Raw genomic sequence first — 21668 nt, 5'->3', positions numbered from 1 at the left:
ATCAGCGCACCTGTCGAATCAGCAACATCAGAAAGAATGGCGCCCCGATGGCCGCCACGAACAAGCCCGCCGGGAGATCCCGCGGCAGGAACAGCGTGCGTCCAGCCAGATCCGCCAGCATGACGATGATCGCACCGAGTGCGATCGACATCACTACCTGCGCCGTGCCGGGTATGCGTACCAGGCGTTTGGCGAGATGCGGCGCGATCAGCCCCACGAACGCGATCGCCCCACCCCAGGCCACCGCCAGCCCAGCAAGCACCGCCGCCAGCAGCGTGAGCGCGCCGCGCATCACCTGCACGCGTACCCCAATGCCGACCGCCAGCGCGTCGTCGACCCCCGCCAGCAGCGCGTGGCGCATCAACGCTCCCATGGCCACGAGCGCGACGGCAACGCCAACGGCCAGACGCGCCACGTCGGACCAGTTACCGCCGTAGACGCTGCCCGTCAGCCACACGTAGGCCGACAGCGTGGTCGAAAACGCACTGGACACCAGCAGATAGGTGGTCGCCGCCGTCAGCAACGCCGACAGCCCGATCCCCATCAGCACCAGGCGCAGCGGCGTCGTGCCTCGATGCCATGCCAGCCGGTAGACGAGGCCCACTGCCACCAGCGCCCCGGCCGCCGCCGCCAGCGGCAGCCAGGCGCTGCCGGAATCGGCGGCCAGCAGCGAGAGATAGCCCACCGCTGCCGCGCTGGCACCGCTGGTGACACCCAGGGTATCCGGCGAGGCCAGCGGATTGCGCATCACCTGCTGCAACAGCCAGCCGGAAAGCGCCAGCGCCCCACCGACCAATGCGCCCAGCAGAATCCTCGGCAACCGCAGTTGCCAGACGATGAGCCCCGTGTCGCTAGAGGGCGTGCAGAGCGCATGCCACAGCGCCGTGGGCCCCAGCGGCACCTTGCCCAGTGCCAGGCAGCTCGAAAGCGAGAGCAGCAGCGCCACCCCGACCGCCAGCACGCGCCACCAGGGCCGCCAGACGATCGCGCGCGAAAACCCGCCGATACGTAGCGCCCGCACGTCAGCCATGTTGCACTCCCTGACGCCGCACCAGCCACATGAAAAACGGCGCGCCGAGCAGCGCGGTCATGACCCCCAGCGGTATCTCCCGGGGCAGGATCAGCGTGCGTGCGGCCACGTCCGCCAGCAGCAGCAGCACGGCACCGATCACGGCCGCCAGCGGCAGCCACTCACGATGGTCCGGCGTCGCCAGCCGCCGCGCGAGATGCGGCACGATCAGTCCGACGAACGCGATATTGCCCGCCAGCGTGACCGAGGCCCCCGCCAGCACCACGATCAGCGCGACCGAGACCAGCTGTAGCCGACGCACGGCCACGCCGGCGCCGATTGCGACCGCTTCCCCCGCGGCCAGCACGTTCCACTGGCGCAGGAACGGCGCGCAGGCAACGAGCGCGATCAGCGCCACGATCAGCATCGGCCAACTGCCCGCCAGGGGACGGCCGGCCACCGAACCGGCGAGCCAGAACAGCACCGAATCCAGGCCCTGCTGATCGACCACCAGCAGCGCCTGGCTGAAGGCGTGAAAGAGCGCCGTCAACGCCGCCCCGGCCAGCAGCAACCGTAGCGGCCCCACGGAATGCCCCCGCCGCATCGCCACACCCCATACCAGCGCGACGGCCAGTGCCGCGCCGCCGAACGCGCCCAGGTGGGTCACGGCGGCCGGCAGGTCGCCCCCGAGCGTGACCAACATCACCACGACGAACAGCGCGCCCGCGTTGACGCCCAGCAGCCCCGGCGCCGCCAGCGGGTTGCGGGTCAGCGTCTGCATGATGCCGCCGGCGACGCCGAGGCTCGCGCCCACCACCGCCGCCAACAGCGTGCGGGGCGTGCGGGTGGTGCGAACCAGCAGGTCGTCGACGTTGGTCGGCGACGGCGACCATAGCGCGTGCCACAGCGCCTCGGGGCCGAGCCATCGGGAGCCGGCCATCAGGCTGACCGCCATCGCCAGCAGCAGCAGGCCCGACCATGCCAAGAGCCGTCGCCGCGCCCGGCGGCCCTGCCCCCACCGTCCATGGGCATTCATGTCCGCGCCCGCCGTTCATCGGCCGCGAGCCAGGCATCGACGTCGTCGAGCATGGCGAAGACGCCGAGAATGCCACCCGAAAGACTCCAGTCGATGGCGTCTACCTCGCGGACCTCGCCGTGGCGCGGCGCATCCATCCGCTGCCACAGCAGATGCGCCTGCAGCCGCCGGTAGTGCGCAGCCACGGCGGCACCGCGGCTGTGACGCATGACGAAGAATACCTCGGCATCCAGTGTCGGCAGGCTCTCGATGCCGCTCAACTTGACCAGGACGCCGGAAAGCCGGCGTTGCGCCGCGTTCCAGCGAAACCCCAGGGCGGCCAGCACCGAACCGCCGAAACTGGGGGCCAGATAGCTGCGCACCTCGTTGGCCCGCACATCGATCAACGACACCGTCAGTGGCCAGCGCACCCCGAAGTGCGCTTTCAACCGGGCACGCAACTGCGCCAGTCGTGCCGCGAGGCGTGCGTTCAACGCTTGTGCGCGCACCTCCAGACCGAGCGCACTCGCCATGACCGTCAGCGTATCCCGGTAGCGATAGATGTCGTCCAGCATCACCACCGGCGCCAGGGCCGACAGCAGTGGCTCGATACGCTGATGTCGAAATCGCGAGGCGACGATCAGATCGGGCGCGAGCAGCGCGATGTCCTCGAGGCTTGGCTGGGTCTCCAGACCCACCAGCGTGGTGTCGGCCAGGGCCGCGCGCAGATAGGGGTAGACCGGCTTGTCGAGCCAGGACTCGACGACGCCAACGGGAACCACCCCGAGCGCGACGGCGGTGTCCGTCGCACCCTGAAATAGGGTCACCACGCGGCGCGAACTCGTCTTTTCTGTCCCCCGCGCCTCGGCCCCCGACGACGTGCCTGCCCGCGCCAGCGCCGGCAGGGTCGCCAGAGCCAGCAGCATGGCGAGCACGTGCCGGCGCGAGGTCATGGCTGATATCGAACCCGACGCCAAGGTCGTTATCGAACCCAGAGCCGTTCGTGGAACCGGACCCGATACCGAATTCGGGAGCGAATCGGAACCCAAGGCCCCAGCGGCGCCCAGCGTGGAATCGCTCAGGCGTCGGCGGTCGTCGCTTCCCCCACGCGGCGCCGCTGCCAGCCAATCGCCTGGAACGGGTTGATCGCTTCGCCCGTGCTGAAGGGCATGCTGCCCGGTCCGCCCGCGCGCTGGATGATCGGCCCGATCAGGTGTTTGAATGGCCAGTGCGACGCCTCGAACAGACGCCGGTTCAGCATCTCGCGATCCGCCGTCGAGAACGGCAGATCGTCGATCTGGCGATGGAGCTGATCCGCGACTTCGTGCCAAAGCGTAACTTCCGAAATATCGTAATGAGAAGCGATTGTATCCACAATGGAGCGCACGTTGACCTGAATCGCCAAGGTTTGCAACCAGAACAGCAACTCACCGAGATCATCGTGGTAGAGCGTGTTGGCATGCCCTGGCTTGATGCGATAGCAGGGATCCGCCATGCCATGGGCCTCGAGCCGTGGCACCGCGATGCGCAGAGAGTCATGATCGCGCAGCAGAAGACCCTGGACCCGGCCCTCGTGCAACACCATCACGGCGTTCTGACCGTGAACCTCGGGGAGCATGCCAAGTCGGAAGAGCCGTAGGCAGAGTTCGAAGAAACGCTCGCACACCTCACCCAGCAATCGACGGACATTGTCGGCGCTGGCTTTCCAGCCACGCTGCTGAAGCCAGTCGTCGAACGGATGATGACGCGGCGCGTCCAGGGGCGTTCCGAGCGTCGCCATCGGCACCAGTTGATAACGCGCATCCTCCAGCAGTGGCGTGGGATAGCTGCGCACCATCGCGGAAAGATGACGCGGCGCCTCGTCGAACAGCGTGGCGTCTTGTGGCAGGTAGGCCCACCAGCGCCCCTCGTCGCACAGGTGCAGCGCCTCGCCCAACCGAGGGTCCAGCGCACGCGCCTGCGCCAGCAAGGCGGCGCTCAGGTCGCCGTTGATCATCTTCACCGCCGGCAGATAGCGCGAAGCGCCGAGAGAGTGCACCGCCATCGGCAGCTTGAGCGTGTGCGGCGATTCCCGTGTCGGCAGTAGCGAGCGAAGCGACGAGCTGGCCTTCCACCCCGGCGAACGCGTTTCGAGATCCACGCACGCCCCGGCGGCGAACGCCTCCGCCAGCCAGCGTGGCACCGCGTGCTCGCGCTGCCACGGATGCATGGGTATCGCCACGTGCGTCTCGTCCAACCCGCGCGCGCGCATCTCGTCTTGCAGGGCTGACCGCGCGCGGGCGTCCAGCAGCCAGTCGGCCGGCGACTCACCGTCTGCCACACCGGCCCCCGTCATCGATTGGGCGCGGCGAATCGCGACCCAGCAAAGCGCGATGTCGGCGTCGAACTCGGCGACGTAGGCTGCGTAATCGGTCGCATCCAGACCCTGTTTGGCCTTGGCCGTCGGATGATAGGGACGATCCCGCAGCGAGGCCCACTGCTCCAGCGCGGTAAAACGCGCGAGTACGGAGCCCGTGACCGTGCGCGCGGGGTCGATACGGTGACGTTGGGAGCGTGCGCGCTGCCACACACTGGTCTCCAGCGCCTCGAGAAATACCGACTCCCCCGCCGTGGGCGTCGTCGACGCCGGATGCGTCGCCGCGAACAGCCACCGCATCAGCCCCTCGGGCGAGAGCGCCTCCGGCTCACGGCCACCCGCGCTACCCGCCGGGAGCGGCAGCCCCTCAAGCCCGACAGGCAGTCGCCAGACCCAACTCCCCGGCACCAGACACCAGGTCTGGGTGATGCCCGGCTGAACCCAGAATGCCAGACCATCACCGCTATCCTGCCCAAGGGAGCACCACCACAACCGCCAGTGGACGCTCACCTTCGATCCATCGCGCAGGACGCACGGAAATGCCGCCATCTCCGCGTCCTCCGCGGTGAGCCAACGTGTCGGCACTCCACCGAACAGGTTCTCGGCCAACAGTGCATCCACCAGCGTGCGCAAAATCTGCCGCTCGGCGGCTTGACGTTCATGATCGGTCATGAAAGGGACTCCGTTTCCTGCTTGACGTTGTTAAGCGCGCTCTGAAGCGCTCGGAAAGCGATACCGCGCTCGTCGCCGAGCATGAAGGCGTTGACACCCCGCGCCTGCCAGCAGGCACGTAGCCCGCCCTGACGCAGAAAGGCGCAGTAGGGAATGTCGTGCGCGCGGCAGGCATCGGCGGTGCGCTCGAGCGCTGCGCGAACCTTGGGGTGATCGGTCTGCCAGCTCACGCCGAGGGACTGCGAGAGATCCGCCGCGCCCTCGAGAATCAGGTCGAGCCCATTCACCGCCACGATCTCGTCGATGTTCTCCACGCCAGCGGCACTCTCGATCATCGCCACGACCATGATCTCGGCGTTGACCTGGGTGACGTAGTCGGCGAGCGCATGACGGCCAAACGCCCCGGGACGGCCGGCGTTGAGACTGCGCTCGCCCTCGGGGGCATAACGGCTGGCGCGAATCGCGGCACGCAGCGTCATCGCACTTTCCACCTGGGGCAACACGATGCCCTGCGCGCCACCATCGAGCAGACGCAGGATGCGCTTGGGATCGGCATCCGGCACACGCACCAGCGGCGTGATGTCGTAGCGCTCGGCGGTGCGGATCATGTTTTCGATCGTCTCCGGGTTGATCAACACGTGTTCGGTATCGATCACCACGAAGTCGAAACCCGCCTCGCCGATCAGCTCGATCGACGCCGGGGTCGGCATCGACGCCAGCAGGCCATACACCTCATGGTCCGCCGACAACGCTCGTTTCAATCGATTGATGCGGGCCATCACTCATACTCCCCGGCGCGCCACGACGCCAGCGGATTGGGCACCTGTTTGACCTGCGGCACGTCGTCCCCGAACAGTCGACGTCGCGTCAGCGCCTCGACCTTCCACTGCGGGCTGAAGACGTCGAAGATATCGAAGCGCGCGGCATGCTCGGGATGGGCTTGCTGATAGGCCAGCACGGTCTCGCCGGCGAACTGCCAGAAGCGGGACTCGGCGAGCCCGTAGTGACGCCACAGGAAAACCGCCAGATCGGCCAGCGCGATGAAGTAGAACGCGTCGCAGACGTAGTCGCGCACCGCCGCCGGGTCGTCGGTGAGCAGAAACGAGTTGCGGTTGAGCGCGGCGTGACGTGGCGGCACGGGCTCCAGGGCCGGCTCGCACTCGGGGTGAGCCAGGTGCGCACGGCTGTAGCGCACGCCGTCGTGGACGTCCTTGAGCGCCACGCGTCCGGGCCAGCCATCGCGGTGGATCAGCACGATATTCTGGCCGTGGGACTCGAGCGCGATGCCTTCGGCATAGAGCAGATGCAAAAGCGGCGCGCTGGCGACCTCGATCACCTGCTTAGCCCACGCCTCGAGACCGTGGCGCCGAACCCACGGATCGATGAAGGGTCGCGCGGGTTCACCCGCTTCGTCCCGCGTCAACTGCGTCAAGCCGTTGAACGGCACCGCGCGTTCCCCGGCATGCAAGTACTGGGCGACGTTTTCCCGCCACAGCGCCCCCGTCATACCATAGACGCGGGCATACTGGCGCTCGGGAAAGGCGCGCTCGTCGAGGCTGACGCCGACGTTTTCGCCCAGCAGCACGAAGCCCCGCTCCCGGGCCTTGGGATCCGAGGCGATGAGCGTCTTCAGCCAGCGCGTGACGATCGGCCCGTTGACGACCGTATGGCGAGCCAGCAGCCGCGTGCTGGAAGTGTTGGTCAGATTCATCGCCAGCTTCAGATAGGGCGCGCGACCATCGACGGGCGCCAGTGTGCGAATCGACTGCTGCGGCGTGTAGCGCCGCTCGCCTTGCCCGAGCATGGCGACCTGCCCGTCGGCGATCTCGGCGTGCAACGCCCGCATGACGGCATGCCGCCACTGCCAGGGGTGCACCGGCAGCAACCGCATCGTATCGGCGGACCGGCCTTGCCCCGCCAGCCAGGCATCGAAGCGGGCCACGACCTCACTGCCGGCCTGAGCGGCGAGAAACGCATCCACCGCGTCTTCGTCGATGCTCACGGCGACGCTCAGCGCGCGCGGCACCGCGAGCCACACCACAGCGAACGAATGGCCGAACTCCGGTCCGTAGCGGGCGTTGTCCGCCAGCGAGAAGCCCAGGCGCGACTTGTAGCACGGGTGGTAGCTGTGCGCGTCGATGAAATAGCGCTCGAGCGCATCCGCCGCCAGCTTGGTCGGTGACGGGTGAAAGGTGTGGGCGATGGCCGACTGCAGATCGTGGAGCAGGGTCTGCTCGAGCTCCCGCGTCAGACGCTCGAGGCTCACGTCGGCCCCCACTCGCGTCTGCAGATCGGCAAGCAGTTGCGACAATGACAGCACGCTCGTCGCGCCGTCTTCGGGGTGGCTCGCCGCGCTCTCGCAACGGCGCAGCGACGCGAAGTCGAGACGAATCAGCGAGAAGCCGTGGAAACACCAACCGCGGGCCCGGTAGCGCAGACCTTCATCGAGCGTGACGTGAATATCGTGAGTGGCGCCATCGGCGTCCTCACGGGCGAAGGCCCGCCACGCGAACACGTCCTCGTAGAGCAGCGTCTGCAGCAGTTGCCCCGTCACCCGGCGCGCGATACGCGGATAGTGACGCCAGCCCACCGGGTCCTCCAGCCAATCACCACTCTGGGCTTCATCAGGCCGGTGCGGGTGCGGTTCGGGTCGTTGCCCGTCGAGCGCGGAGCGCCCGGCAAGAGACGAAGTCATGACATCCTCCTCGAGGGGTCGGGCTCGCTCGTGCACGCCCTCAGCCGCCAGGCGAACGGCAGTGCAGCGAGCGACGAAAGCCCGACGACAAGAAATAGAATCGATAGCGTGTGATCGAGCGGCAGGTGCCGTTCGGGCATGGCATCGATGGCGAACGAGACGGCCACGATCGCCAGCGACGCGCTGACTCGACGCGCCATGTTGTTGACGGCGGCACCCTGTGTGGTGATGTCATCAGGCAGCGCGCCAAGGGCGATCGTCGTGGCCGGCAGGTAGGAGAAACCGATGCCCAGGCCGCGCAGCGCCATCAGCGCGCAGAACGCGACGATCGAAAGCTCACCGACCACCTGACCCAGGGCCAGCGTGGCGACGGCGCTCAGCGCGAGCCCCACCGGGATCATCGGGAACGGTCCACGGCGGTCGAGCCAGATACCGCCGAGCCGACCACCGGCGGCGGCGCATAGGGCAGTGCAGAGTAGCGCCACGCCCGTCCACAGCGGGCTCTGCCCCATCACCACCTGGACCCACAGCGGCACCAGCACCAGGCAACCGAACATGTTGATCGACTGCAGCACGCTGATGATCACGCCGAGGCGGTAGTCACGCCGCGTCAGTATGGAAAGATCGAGCAACGGCTCGGGGTGCCGCCGCTCCCAGCGCACGAATGCCCAGCCCGCGACCAGAGCCAGCATCAGTCCCAGGGAGGCGACTCGTAGCCAGCCATGCGCGAAGGCTTCGCCCGCCGCCATGGCCAGCACCACCGCGCCGGCGATGCCCGCATATCCCACACCATCGAACGCACGCCTCGGGGCGGCCTTCGGAGCGTCGGGCAGGCAGATCGCCGCCAAGCCCCAGGCGAGAGCGCCAAGTGGCAGATTCAGCGCGAAGAGCCAGCGCCAGTCGAGAGACTGAAGTACCAGCGCACCGCACAACGGGCCGACCGCGGGCACCAGCATGACGACGCCGGCCCAGGTGCCGGAAATCCGGCCACGGCGTTCCCGAGGCACCACGCTGAACAGCAGCGGCAACGACAGCGGGATCACCAGACCGCTGGCGGCCCCCTGCAGCGCCCGCGCAGCCAGCACGCCGACGAAACTGGCCGCCAGCGCCCCCACCGCCGAGCCGAGACAGAACAGCAGGATGCCGCCCAGGTAGAGCCGCCGGGCCCCGAAGCGCTGGCCGAGATAGCCGGTGAGCGGCATCGCCACCACCATTGCGACCATGAACACTGACACCACGCCACCGGCCCGACCCGCCCCGATCTCGAAAGCGCGCATGAAAGCCGGCAGTGCCGGGTTGAGCATGCTGTTGCTCAGGCTGACCAGTCCCGCTCCCAGCAGCACCACGCTCATCACTCGTGATACCGGGGTGATCATGGAGTCTCCGGCACCCCGGATGTCGTCTTGAGACCCGGCGCGACCCCGGGCTTCTTGGAAAGACCGACATCCGGCGCGGCCTCGGGCGCGTTGGACAGAAAGAAAAGCGGCGGGCGCGGATGACACAGAAAATCCGCATGGGAGATGTTGTAGCCATAGGCCCCCGCCAGCGGCAGTACCAGCAGATCGCCGACCTCGATGTCCCGCAGCCAGCACGCGCGACTGAAGACGTCTTTCGGCGTGCACAACTGGCCGACCACGTTGAAGCGCTGGGGATCGCCATTTGCCGAGTCGCGATGACGCGGCAGATGAATGACCGGGTGGTCATGACCCTGGGCCGCCGGCAAACGAAAATGGTGCGTGCCGCCCCGGCAGATCAGAAAGTGCTCGCCATGGCTGGTCTTGCGATCCAGCACTTCGACCGCGTAGAAGCCGCAGAACGCGCTGAGATAGCGCCCGATCTCGAATCGCACGCGCGGCGGCGACTCGAGGCTCGCCAGCCGCGTCTCGAGATGGGCACACAGTGCCGGCCAGTTGAAGCGGGTGTCGGTGAGATAGTCGACGCCGATCCCCCCGCCGACGTTGAGGTGCGTCGGACGGGTGTCGGGGCCCAGCAGCGCGCACCACTGCTCCCACTTCTCCAGCAACAGATCCATCAGCGCGCAGTGTCGCTCGACGCTTTTCTGATGCGACATGGCGTGCACGTGAAACCCGTGAAGGTGTAGATGCGTCGAGGCCGCCACGAGCGCAATGGCCGAGGGCAGATCGGTCTCGTCCAAGCCGAACGGTGTCGCGCTACCCGCCATGTTGAGCCGCGTGGAGAACGCTTCCGGCAGCTCGGGATTGACGCGCAGGAAGACGCTCTGATCGCGCCCGAGTCGATCGGCGATATGCGCGAGACGTTCGATCTCTCCCAGGCTCTCCACGTGGATCGCCTCCACGCCGAGTTCAAGCGCCCGGCGCAGGTCCGTATCGAGCTTGCCGGGGCCGGAGAGTACCCAAGGCAGGCGCTGGCGGCACTCGGCGGCGCGCTCTAGCTCGCCCCCCGATGAGAGCTCGAAGCCGTCGACGATGGGGGCGAGGGTGTCGAGAATCGCCGGCTCGCTGTTGGCCTTGATCGCGTAGAAGAGCTCGACGCCGACCGGCAGCGCGCGCTTGACCGTCTCGGCGTGGGCGGCCAGCGCCGCGAGGTCATAGAAGAACGCCGCCATCGGTTCGCCCAGGCTTTCCCGCCGATCGAGAATCGCTTGTCGGACGGAATCGGATAACTCAGGCACAGGCCACCTCCCGGCGCCACGGGCTCGGTAGCTGCACGTAGAGCGATTGACGATCGGAGGCCCCCATCAGGCGCACCTTCAGATTCGTCTTGCACGGAATCGCGCCACCGGCGATGACAGCGTCGAGTTCCGGCGTACTGACACCGAGCCGACGGCGGACGCTGACGAGATGCGCGTGAACGCTTAGCCACAGCCGCTCGCCGAGCGCCGGACGATGCCAGCTCAGTGCCAGAATCGCCTCCGCCAGATGATTGACGAACAGGCAGTAAGCAACTCGACACCAGCCCTGCGCGCGCGGGTAGATGAGAGATTCTCTGACCCTTGGCGCCAGACCCTCCTCGAGCCAGCGAGCACCGTGCTCTGCGGTCACCTTGGTGCCCTCGAAATCGCGGATCAGCACCGCCCGGGGCCAGCCGTGGTCATGGATCAGCACGCAGTTCTGCAGGTGTGGCTCGAGCACCACGCCGTGCCGGAAGAAGAGTGACAAGACGGGCATGACGAGGGCCTCGAGGTACGCCTCGAACCAGGCCACCGGATCCCGGTCGCCGATCACTCGGCCGACCCAGGGCGACAGGTCGACATCGCGCCCGAACAGGCCACCCGCCATCAGGCAGCGCGATTCCCCCTCGTCGACGCAGAAGTTCTCGCGCAGCACGATGCCGGTCTGCTCGGTGAACCAGCGCCGCTCTTCATCGTCACCGGAAAGCGGCGCCCAGTGCACGCTGGCGGGTTCCCGAGCCAGCTGCATCGAGGCGAGCGTGTGGTCGCGCTGGGCTTTCAAGCGCTGGAACAGTCGGTCGATGACCAGCGCGCTCTCGATCTCATACCAGGCGTTCTTGCGCACGCAGTTGGTTATCCGAACGTTCAGCGACCCCTTGATGAAGTATGGATGGTCCTTCACATACCAGGTCCGCAACGATGCCGTCGGTGCCGCCGAGAACCCACTTTCGCCCAGATCCCGGCAGGTGCCATCGGCGAGCAGCCGCGTCGCTCGCGGGTCCTGTTTGAAGAGTGCCGCCTGGACTGGATGCATGCTGAGCACCACGCGGTCCGCCTCGACGCCCTGACGCCCTACCGCCGCCTCGACGTCAGCGGTCGCCAAGCCGTTCGTGCGGCACTCGAATCCCTCCCGGGGAAAAGAGAACTGATGTAGAGGGGTGAGCGCCTGAAACTCGGGCGAATATCGGCGCGAGTTCATCGAGTCGGGCCACTGCCTGGCCTTGGGGGCGGGATGGGTGGGATGACCGAACCAGAGCCGCTGCTCGCTGGCGAGATAGTCGCGCGGTGCATCCTGCACTGCCGCGTTGGCAGCCAGCATCTCGGCGATACCGCGCTCGCTCTGACGCATCTGCTCGAACAGTTCGGCGTTGACCTCACCATCATCGGCGGCGACGGCCGCGATCAGCACTTCGGCCAACTGCAGGAACGAACATGCCCGCCACTCGTGCACGCCCGACAGGCGGACGTAGGGGTCGGATAGATAGCGGTGCTGTCCCAGGTAGGCACGTCGATCGACGAGCAGGCAACAGTCGAAGCCATGCTCTCCCGGCCAGTGCAGGTCGAGCGGCTGGCCTTGCTGCCCTCGCAGCTCGCCGAGACCCCGAGAGTCTGCGGGCCAACGATAGGCAATCCAGCCGTTGGGTAAGGCGTACTCCTTGATGAGACAATTGAGCAACGCATGGGTCGAGGCGCGGTCGCTGACCGCCCTGGAAGACCCGGTATTGGGCCGAACGTTCATACACTCTCCGCTTGGTAGCTTCCAGTCGTATTCCTCGTCCGGCTAGTCACATCAGTGCGCCTGGTCCTGTTACGGCAGGCGACTTGTCGGTCTGTCCGCGGGCCTGTCCGCTGGCTCGCTTGACGGTTCGTCGAAAGGCGGTTTGTTCTTGGATTCCGCCATGTACTCGAGAGGGGCCGCTGACGACCTCATCCCAGATTGCCAAGGAAGTCTCTCGCGAAGCGCGATTCACCCGGCAACGATCAAAAGTCCACGCTGTAACCCACGCTCAGCGTTCTACCGCGCCCCGCGAAATAACGGTCGTTCATGTAGCCGGCATTCGGGCTATCGAGCGCGCTCTGGGAGTAGTAGGTGATGTACTGCTTGTCGAACAGGTTAGCGATGCCGACGTTCAGTTCGCCCACCGGCAACTGGTAACCGACGGCGGCATCGACCAGCGTGTAACCGTCGAAGTCGGTATCCCAGCCATTGGCGCTATCGTCGAAGCTCTTGTCGAAGGCGTGGTTGACCTGAAGGAAAGACGTCCATTTCGGCGACCACCGAGCGGACCAGCTCGCGATCAAACGATCGGGGGCGACGTTTAGGCCATTGAGCCTGGAATCGAGCGTGCCGTTGTTGTCGCTGTCGTATCGCCCCCGGGTATGGGAATAGGCCAGTCTTCCCGAGTGCTTGTCGGTGAACTCGTAGCCGACGGAAGCTTCGATGCCTTCGATTTCGGTCTCTTCGCGTTGCATCACGAAGGCGTCGTCCCGTGTCGTCAGGCGCGTGCCGAAGTCGGACGATGAAACGTAGTACGACAATTCGGCGTTCAGACGACCATCGTCGTAGCGCACACCGGTTTCGATGTTGTCCGTGACGATAGGGCGCAGATTCTCGAAACTGTCGACAGATTGACCCGGCGTGTTGATGCCACGAAGCACGCGGCCGACGTCGGGGATCGAAAACCCTTCCGAATAGTTGGCGAACAGGCTCCAGTTGTCGATGGGGCGCCACACCACACCGGCGTTGTAGAGCGTCTCTTCGAAATCGGGCGAGCCGCCCTCGACATCGACCCCGTTGTTAGCGGCTACTGTCCGGTAACTGTCGATATCGAGCTTGGCGTATTCATAGCGCGCGCCGGCCGAGAAGGTCACCGAATCGATCGGGCTGAAATCCACCTGGATGAACGGCGACAGATCGGTATATTTCACCTTGGGCACGTAGGTGCGATCCGTGCCCCACAGATACTGTTCGGTATCATCGCGCATGACATCGAAACCGAGCGTGAGCTTGATACGGTCGTCCCAGAGACCATCCTTGGTCAGCGACGTCTTGAGCCCGTATTTCTGCGTCTCCGCCATGGTCTGGTCATAGAGCGTGCCCACCGGCGCAATGCTCGGATCCTGGAACGACCCGGAATTGGTGGCCCCGAACAGCGATTCGTAATCCTGGTAGAACGCCAGCACGTTCAGGTGCATGCCGGCCAAGTCGTAGTCGTCCCAGGTGACGCCGGTGGTCCACACCCTGTTGTAGGGCGCGGAGCCCTCGGGATCGCCGCGTTCGGAGGTCGTCGGCACGTCATTGGCGCGATCGCCCGTAACGCTGACGTAGTTGTTCTGCCCCTCGAGACGATAGTGATTGACGCTGAACTGCAGCCGGCGGTCATCGTCGAACCAGTAGGCGACCTTGCCGAACACGTCGTAGGCGTCGGAATCCATCAGATCGCCCTGGGTATTGTCGACGCCGATGGGATCGCCATCGCCATCAACGTAGAGCCCCTGGTCCTCATAGCTCAGCGAGAAGAGGTAGTCGAGGTTGTCCTTGTTGCCACTGACGCCGTAATTGGTGCGGTAGCTGGTGATGTCCGCGTTCAATTCCGATGTCGGCGTAGTCACCTCGGCCTCGAAGTGCTGATTGAACGCGCCTGGCTCGGGACGCTTGGTGATCAGGTTGATGACGCCACCGGCCGCACCCAGGCCATTGGTGGCGTTCGCCCCCTTGATGACCTCGATGTGATCGATCATCGAGAAGTCGATGGTGTGCAGCTCGCGCCCGGTCGGACGCAGCGGATTGGACTGTGGGATGCCGTCGATCATGACCAGCGGCGCGCGCCCGCGTAGCGTCTCGCCACTGCCGCTCATCTTTTGGCGCGGGGGCGAATAGTCCGGCAGCAGGTTGCTGAGCATTTCCGACGAATCCGAGGTGATGCGCTGCTGCTGCGCGAGTTCCTCACGCGTGATCACGCGAATCACCTGGGGCGAGTCCTGCCGCTCGGTGCCCGAGCGCGTCGCCGTGACCACCATCGTCTGGGTGCCGCCGTCCGTCGCGCCCGCCTGACGCGTTCCCGATGCTCCGGTGTTCGCGACCACGGCATCGGCTGCCAGGGCCACCGGCACGCCCGTCGCCAAGCCCGTGGAGACCACCAGAGTCCCCCACACCGTCCGTCTCAACACCGCCCGCTTACCCTTGACCCGCATGATCCGCCCCCTACCGATATTTTCGTCGTTGTCTTAAGCTGCGTTTTTTTTAGCCGCACCCTTTTCACCGCGTCCGCCCTGCCGTTTCTTTTCTATCCGTGCGCAGCGATGCTTTCGCGCGTTCCCGAGCGCGTCGCCTGTTCGTCCCCGGCAGCGTGGCGGAGGATTATTGCAAACAATGTGCAACAGCATCAACTAACAATAATCATTCTCATATGAATGTCTTTCTGATTCATCGGGCCGTCATCTCCCTGGCCCAGACTTGGCCAATGGCATGATGCCAGTGCGACAGTCCGCATCCGGGTCAAGGCCTCGATACGGGATCCCCACGTCCGGCAGTTTATCTTGACGGCGGCGTCACGGTAGTCGAAGGTCAGGCGGTAGCCGAAGACCGGGCCCGGACGCCCGCGGTCTCGACCTCGACGACCGCGCACGCCGCTTGCCGAAACGGCTTGACCGTCGCGACGCGGCACACGCTTGTCGATCCGGCGTGCGATACTCGACCCAGCATGCCGTCCTCGACAGCGAAATTGCTTCTCAACATGGATAGTGGCCAACCCCAACCCAGCGTTGGCCGGAGACCCCGACGCAATGACCCAGAGCTCTGCCGCACCTTCCGACGCCCTCTCCCGCCACGCCGCTCCGCGCTATATCGCCCATCGCGGTCTCTCCGCACGGGCGCCGGAGAACACTCTGGCGGCCGTTCAGGCCGCGGCTGACGCCGGCTGCGAGTGGGTCGAGCTGGACGTTCAACTGCTTGGGGACGGTACCCCGGTGATCTGGCACGACGCCGGTCTCAAGCGCTGTTCCAATGGCCGTGGCAAGCTGGTGAAGCTGGATGCCGAGAGCGCCGCCAAGCTGGATGTCGGCAGTTGGTTCGGCGCGCAGTATCGGGGCGAGGCCATGGCGACCCTGGAAGCGATGCTGGCATTGATCAAGCGACTCGACATGGGTCTCAATCTGGAACTCAAGGTCTGCCGCGGCCGCAACGCCATCGAACTGGTGCAGGCCACCCTGCCGCCGACGCTGGAAGCGCTGCCGGCGGAGAAGCTGATCGTCTCCTCGTTCGACCGTCACGCCCTGACGGCGGCGCGGGCACTGGAATCCGATCCCGACCGGCTGCGCCTCGGAGTGCTCGACGACAAGGCCCCCAAGCGCTGGTGGCTGGAGACCGAGCGGCTTTCCGCTTACAGCCTGCACTTGGACTGGCGCAAGCTGAAGATCAAGCGGGCCCAGGAGATCGCCGACGAAGAGATCAAGCTGTTCTGCTATACCGCCAACGACCCGGTCACCTTCGAGAAGCTCTGGGATTGGGGTGTCGACGGTGTGATCAGCGACGATCCCACGCGTTTCGTCTTCCACGCGGAAGAGGCCGCCGCGCGTGCGTCGAATACAAAAAGCGCCTGATACACCCGCCAATTAGGACCTTTGGCCGCGCCTCATCGCGCATAAGATGGGCACCATGCCCGTTTTCCACGTCGCGAGCCGTTCATGAACCCATCCACGCTCATCGGCATCATCGCCAGTGCTCTGCTACTGGCGACCGTCGTGCTGTTCACCGCCCAGGCCCCAAGCAGCTTCTTCAACCTGCCGGGGCTGGCGATCGTGCTCACCGGCACGCTGGCGGCCAGCTTCATCAGCTACCCGCTGCGGGAGATGCAGCGGCTGTGCCGCCAGATCGCGGTGGTGTTCCGACGCGAGCCCCAGGCCAGCGAGCTGGAGAGCGACCTCGGGCAGTTGATCGAAATGTCGCGCCACTGGAGCCGTGGCAATATCCGCGCCATCGAAGGCGCGCTGGAGAGCACGACCAATCCCTTCCTGCGGACCGGCATACAGATGGTGATCGCCAATACCCGCGAGGAGGAGATCCGTGAAATGCTGCGCTGGCGCATGGTGCGGGTGAAGGCCAAGGAGCGTACCGAGGCACAGATCCTGCGCACCATGGCGGTCTACGCGCCGGCATTCGGAATGCTGGGTACGCTGGTCGGGCTGATCAACATGCTGGAGGTGATCCAGGCCGGCGACCTGGCGGTGATCGGCCCGCGTCTGGCGGTGGCTCTGATGTCGACGTTCTACGGCATTCTGCTGGCCAACCTGCTGTTCAAGCCGATCGCGGTCAAGCTCGAACGCCGCACCGAGGCCCGGCTGATGGCCATGACGCTGCTGCTCGAGGGGATCATGATGGTCAGCAAGCGTCGCCTGCCGGCTTTCATCGAGGAGGCGCTGAACACCTACCGCGCTGAACATCGCGACGAGATGCGCGATGTGCGACGCCCGCAGCCCGCCGACACCGCGGCCGAATCCGCATGAGCCTGGCCGCGATCTCCCCTGGCGGCCCCTTCTCCGACCTGCTGTTCGACGACGGCCCCTTCGACGACGCCGGACGCAGCAGCGAGAGCGATTCCTGGCTGATGAGCTACCTAGACATGCTCATGCTGCTGATCACGTTCTTCGTGCTGATGCTGGCGCTCTACGGCGGCCAGCTCGTCGATCGCGACCTCGAGACGCCCGCGGTCACTGCCCTGCCGCTGCAGATTCCTGCGACACGACCGCCCGCGCCTCTCCCGGCGGCGACCGTCGGTGAATTCTATCGCCCACCGCGACAGCTCGCGCCCGCGCCGCTGGCCAGCGATGCCGGCTTCTATTCGCCCGGCCCGGTCGCGGCACCCGAGAAGAGGGTGGCCACGGTCCCGATGGTGTTCAGCGTGCCGTTGTTCGATCTGCCCGATCCCACGCCCGCCGCCGCGCTGCCGCAGATCGACGGCGTCGAGATAACCGCGATCCCCCATGGATTCAACCTGCGGATCCAGGACCATCTGCTCTTCGACAGCAGCGCCGTGGGGCTGAGCGACAACGGTCGACGGCTGGTCGAACGACTGATCCCGACACTTCAGGCATTCAAGGGCACCATCTCGGTCGAAGGCCATACCGACAGCGTACCGATCTCGACCCCGCGCTTTCCCTCCAACTGGGAGCTGTCGGCGGCGCGTGCCTCGGCGGTGGTGCGTGTGCTGCGGTTGGCCGGCATCGGTGGTGACCGGCTGCGAGCGATCGGCTACGCCTCGACCCACCCCCTGGCCAGCAATCACACCCCCGCCGGGCGCGCCAGCAACCGCCGGGTGGAACTGGTACTCCAGGAACCGAACTCGCCGACGCCGTAACGACTTGCATCCGTCCGTGGCACCGCGGGTACCGTCTCCACATGATTTCATCGGCCACCATGCCGATCCTGAATTCACTTGTGGGGAGGAAGCTGCGACAATCCGGCCCGTCGAGAGACGTGTGCACGGGAAGCGCTGTATCAATTGTCGAGCAGTATAAAGCGCAAGGCGCACGCAGCGCAGAAGCCGGAGCCTATGGGTTATAGGTGAGGACTTTGAGCAGCGCGCAACGCCGCGATTTGACTGCACAGACATTTAGACAGTGTTTCCCTCGGGAAGCGGGTGAGAACCCCGCACTGCCCCCGCAACGGTAATCGCGTTAGGAACACTACATTTCCTTGGATACCACCGGGATGCGCCATCAAGCCATCCAGCCACTGTGATCCACCGGATATCGATTCGATAGAATCAACTTCAAGGGAACGTCCGGGATTATGGGAAGGCGTGCGTATCGGATGACCTGAGGGTCATCGCGCGAGAGTCCGGAGACCGGCGCGTTTCTCTTCACTGGTTGATGCGGAGGGCTCATCCAGTGGCGACCCTGCCTGCCCGAGCGAACCGACGCCCGCAGCGGGTCTCGTCACGTCCGTCCTCCCATTGCGTCTTGGTCAAGATTCAGCGCCATCGCCATCGCCCAGGCCACGGCGGTACTCGATCGCGCCACGCAGTTGGGGATCACATCACATGCGTTACAACAAGAACGCCGTCGCCTCGGGTGTCGCGCTCACGGTCGCCATGACCGCGCTTTCGGCCCAGGCCCAGCAGGCGCCGGCTCAACGACAACAGCAGCTAGACGATGTCCAGGTCACTGCCAATCGCCTGCCGCAATCGCAGGCAGACGTCTTGGCCAGCACCACCATCATCGATCGTGCCGAGATCGAGCGCAGCCAGGCGGATAGCGTGGTCGAGCTGCTGCAGAACCGCGCCGGCATCGAGATCGCCCAGACCGGCGCGCCCGGCAGCCTCACCAGCCTGTTCATACGCGGCAGCGAGTCCGATCATAGCGTCGTTCTGATCGACGGCGTCCGGGTCAATTCGGCGACGAGCGGCGGTGCGAGCCTGGAGTTCTTGCCGGTCGAGGCGATCAAGCGTATTGAAATCGTGCGCGGCCCGCGTGCGGCGGCCTATGGAGCTGATGCCATCGGCGGCGTAATCCAGATATTCACCCGGCGTGGCGGCGATGGTACTCGAGGCGCGCTGAACCTGAGAGTCGGGGAAAACAGCACCAACAAGCAGAACCTGTTCGTCTCCACGGGAGACGACGACACCCGCCTCAACGCCAGCCTGTTTCGCCGCGACGGCGACGGCTTCAACGCCACTGAGGCCGACACCAGCGGCGAGCGCGATGGCTTCGAACGCAGTGGTGGCCAATTGGGCCTTTCTCACCGTTTCAACGACCGGGTCGACTTCAGCTTCAATGCTCTGCGCCAGAACTTCGACACCGATTACGACGACTGTTACCCCGTCGGTGCCCTGGGCGCATCCGAGGACTGCCGGACCGAGGGTTATCTGCAGACCTTCGGCGGTCAGCTCGACGTTGCGCTCGACACCGACTGGAACATGATTCTTACCGCCGGTCATTTCGACGAGCAGCGGGAGGAGCGTTACAACGGCGAGCGCAACAGTCGCACCGAGTCACACCGCAACGAGCTGGGATTGCAGCACCGCTTCACGCGGGGAAATGGCGTCGACGTGCTCGGGGTCGACTACCGCGAGGAGCGCCTCGACTACGACGATTACGCCTACGGCTCGCGATATCAAAAGGACAGCCGCGAGAACTACGGCCTCTACGCCATGGTTCAACGCCAATATGGTCCCCACGAAGTATCGGGCTCATTGCGCTATGACGACGATTCACGGTTCGGCGACGAGACCACCGGTAATCTCGGCTATGCCTATCACCTGACCCGGTTCCAGCGGATCGGCGTCAGCTACGGCACTGCTTTCAAGGCGCCCAATCTGATCGATCTCTACGGACCTTACGGCACCAACCCCGATCTCGACGCCGAGACCTCGAAGACACTGGAGGCCTTCTGGGCCCTGGATCGCGGCCCTTGGGACGCTCGGGTATCCGTGTTCGAGAGCCGGATCGACGATCTGATCAGCTACGATCCGACGACCTATATTCCCTACAACGTCGATGAAGCACGCATCCGCGGCGTCGAGTTGAGCGGTGGGTGGCAACAGGGCGGTCTCGCCCTGCGCGCCAGCCTGACTCACCAGGACCCGGAGGATCGCGATACCGGCGACCGCCTCAAGCGCCGCGCCAGGACGTTTGGTCGGGTCGATGCCGATTACAGTCTCGCCGCCTGGTCCGTTGGCGCCACCCTGCGGGCCGCGGGCGACCGCCGCGACACGCAGTTCGCCTTTCCCTACGGCGACACCACCACGGCCGGCTACGGCGTGGTCGATCTGCGCACCGCCTGGCAGGTCACGCCGACCGTCGAACTGTCGGCCAAGCTGGAAAACGCCTTCGACAAGGATTATCACCTGGTGGATGGATATGACACCCAGGACCGCTATCTCGAAGGTGGCGTGAAGCTCAGTTTCTAGATGCCTTTCGCATTCATAAATGACTTTCGCACTCAGCGGCGCCGACACCCCGGCGCCGCTGTTCTTCCCTCTTCCCTCTGTAAATCGCTTTCACCCCCGTCGTTTCCAGTGATACTGTATATATAGACAGTATTCACAGGAGTCGCTGGCATGACGTCTCCCTCCAGGCCTACCGGCCCCATGAAAGGCCGCGGCGCGACCTACAATCCCGACAACCGTTTCCAGCCCACCCACAGTACCCGGGAAGACGACGGCTGGTGGCAGGAAGAGCTGCCGCCCCGGATCGCCACCCAGGTCCAGTTCGAGGCGCCCCGTACGGCGCTCTCCTGGAATCAATCGCCGGACCTGGGGTTCGATCGTTCGCTCAATCCCTATCGCGGCTGCGAGCACGGCTGCATCTACTGCTACGCCCGGCCCAGCCACGCCTACTGGGATCTCTCTCCCGGCATCGATTTCGAGACGCGCCTGATCGCCAAGACCGGCATGGCGGACCGGCTGCGCGAGGAGCTGTGCAAGCCCGGTTACGCCTGCCGCCCCATCAATCTCTCCGGCAACACCGACTGTTATCAGCCGATCGAGGCCCAACACGGTACGACGCGCTCGCTGCTGGAGCTGCTGCTGGCGTGTCGCCATCCGGTCACGCTGGTGACCAAGAGCGCACTGATCCTACGCGACCGGGAACTGTTGGCCGAGATGGCCCGCCAGCGCCTGGTGCGCGTCTTCGTCAGCCTGACCTCGCTCGACAACGAGTTGAAACGCACCCTGGAGCCGCGCACCGCCTCACCCGCGGCGCGCCTCAAGGTCATCAGGGACCTGCACCAGGCCGGGGTGCCGGTCGGCGTACTGGTGGCGCCGGTGATACCCGCCATCAACGACAGCGAAATCGAGACGCTCCTGGCCCGAGCCGCCGACGCCGGCGCCCGAACCGCCAACTGGACGCTACTCCGCCTGCCGCGCGAGGTGACGCCGCTGTTCGAGGCCTGGCTGGAGGCGCACTATCCGGAGCGCGCGGGCAAGGTGATGAGCCTGATTCGCCAATCTCGCGGGGGCCAGAGCAACGACAGCCGCTTCGGCCATCGCATGCGTGGCGACGGCCTGTTCGTGGACATGATCGGCCAACGCTTCCGCCGCGCCGCGAAGCGGCTGGGAATGGGACAACGAGCGGACATGGGGCTCGATACCACCCGCTTCCGTGCGCCCCACGCCCAGCAGGACCTGTTCGGCTGATTCTCGAGCATCGGCCACCACGCGGAGGACGCCCCTTGGTTGGTTGGAATGTCCTCCCCGCGACTATCGCTTAAGATTCCTTTAAGTCTGGCTCGCGACCATGGCGGAACTCCGCTCGCGCGCTCCGCGACAC

At 65.6% G+C, this 21668-nt stretch carries 15 protein-coding genes and 1 riboswitch; of the genes, 5 read left to right on the top strand and 10 right to left on the bottom strand.

The genetic code is table 11. The features are described from left to right. Position 1: 1 nt before the first annotated feature. The 10 genes from F0A16_RS15870 to F0A16_RS15825 form a co-directional block, all read right to left on the bottom strand. Positions 2-1030 (bottom strand): FecCD family ABC transporter permease, encoded by a 1029-nt coding sequence (locus F0A16_RS15870; RefSeq protein WP_149436380.1) that lies wholly within the window; start codon positions 1028-1030, stop codon positions 2-4. Next, on the bottom strand, positions 1023-2045 hold the full coding sequence (locus tag F0A16_RS15865) for a FecCD family ABC transporter permease (RefSeq protein WP_149436379.1): 1023 nt from the start codon (positions 2043-2045) through the stop codon (positions 1023-1025). The genes F0A16_RS15870 and F0A16_RS15865 overlap by 8 nt, the downstream gene beginning before the upstream one ends. Then, the gene (locus F0A16_RS15860) at positions 2042-2977 is read right to left on the bottom strand and encodes an ABC transporter substrate-binding protein (RefSeq protein WP_223119806.1); all 936 of its coding nucleotides are present in this window, start codon (positions 2975-2977) and stop codon (positions 2042-2044) included. The genes F0A16_RS15865 and F0A16_RS15860 overlap by 4 nt, the downstream gene beginning before the upstream one ends. 125 nt (positions 2978-3102) lie before the next feature. Next, positions 3103-5052, bottom strand: coding sequence for an IucA/IucC family protein (locus tag F0A16_RS15855; RefSeq protein ID WP_149436378.1), 1950 nt, complete (start codon positions 5050-5052; stop codon positions 3103-3105). Continuing rightward, a complete protein-coding gene (locus F0A16_RS15850) occupies positions 5049-5831 on the bottom strand; it encodes an HpcH/HpaI aldolase family protein (protein WP_149436377.1) in 783 nt (260 codons plus the stop codon). The genes F0A16_RS15855 and F0A16_RS15850 overlap by 4 nt, the downstream gene beginning before the upstream one ends. Further along, on the bottom strand, positions 5831-7747 hold the full coding sequence (locus F0A16_RS15845) for an IucA/IucC family protein (protein WP_149436376.1): 1917 nt from the start codon (positions 7745-7747) through the stop codon (positions 5831-5833). The genes F0A16_RS15850 and F0A16_RS15845 overlap by 1 nt, the downstream gene beginning before the upstream one ends. After that, positions 7744-9123 (bottom strand): MFS transporter, encoded by a 1380-nt coding sequence (locus F0A16_RS15840; RefSeq protein WP_149436375.1) that lies wholly within the window; start codon positions 9121-9123, stop codon positions 7744-7746. The genes F0A16_RS15845 and F0A16_RS15840 overlap by 4 nt, the downstream gene beginning before the upstream one ends. Continuing rightward, the gene (locus F0A16_RS15835) at positions 9120-10400 is read right to left on the bottom strand and encodes a type III PLP-dependent enzyme (protein WP_187776045.1); all 1281 of its coding nucleotides are present in this window, start codon (positions 10398-10400) and stop codon (positions 9120-9122) included. Before F0A16_RS15835 ends, F0A16_RS15840 begins: the two co-directional genes overlap by 4 nt. Then, complete coding sequence (locus F0A16_RS15830; RefSeq protein WP_149436374.1) at positions 10393-12138, bottom strand: IucA/IucC family protein; 1746 nt, start codon at positions 12136-12138, stop codon at positions 10393-10395. Before F0A16_RS15830 ends, F0A16_RS15835 begins: the two co-directional genes overlap by 8 nt. Positions 12139-12380: 242 nt before the next feature. After that, entirely contained in the window at positions 12381-14594 is a 2214-nt protein-coding gene (locus F0A16_RS15825) for a TonB-dependent receptor (protein WP_223119805.1), read from the bottom strand. Between the two features lie 591 nt (positions 14595-15185). Here F0A16_RS15825 and F0A16_RS15820 point away from each other — a divergent pair. From F0A16_RS15820 to F0A16_RS15800, 5 genes are all read left to right on the top strand, one after another. Further along, a complete protein-coding gene (locus F0A16_RS15820) occupies positions 15186-16001 on the top strand; it encodes a glycerophosphodiester phosphodiesterase family protein (RefSeq protein ID WP_149436373.1) in 816 nt (271 codons plus the stop codon). Positions 16002-16085: 84 nt separating this feature from the next. Next, positions 16086-16904, top strand: coding sequence for a motility protein A (locus tag F0A16_RS15815; protein ID WP_149436372.1), 819 nt, complete (start codon positions 16086-16088; stop codon positions 16902-16904). Further along, entirely contained in the window at positions 16901-17755 is an 855-nt protein-coding gene (locus F0A16_RS22020) for an OmpA family protein (protein ID WP_149436371.1), read from the top strand. The genes F0A16_RS15815 and F0A16_RS22020 overlap by 4 nt, the downstream gene beginning before the upstream one ends. A 214-nt stretch (positions 17756-17969) precedes the next feature. Next, a riboswitch (cobalamin riboswitch) is annotated at positions 17970-18267 on the top strand. A gap of 172 nt (positions 18268-18439) precedes the next feature. Further along, positions 18440-20308 (top strand): TonB-dependent receptor domain-containing protein, encoded by a 1869-nt coding sequence (locus tag F0A16_RS15805; protein WP_149436370.1) that lies wholly within the window; start codon positions 18440-18442, stop codon positions 20306-20308. Between the two features lie 150 nt (positions 20309-20458). Further along, positions 20459-21535, top strand: a complete 1077-nt coding sequence (locus tag F0A16_RS15800) for a PA0069 family radical SAM protein (protein ID WP_149436369.1) — start codon at positions 20459-20461, stop codon at positions 21533-21535. Positions 21536-21668 lie beyond the last annotated feature (133 nt).

It is taken from the genome of Salinicola corii (assembly GCF_008298015.1).
Classification (GTDB): domain Bacteria; phylum Pseudomonadota; class Gammaproteobacteria; order Pseudomonadales; family Halomonadaceae; genus Salinicola; species Salinicola corii.
Note: the sequence above shows the minus strand (reverse complement) of the source record. Positions and strands in the feature narration are given on the sequence as shown.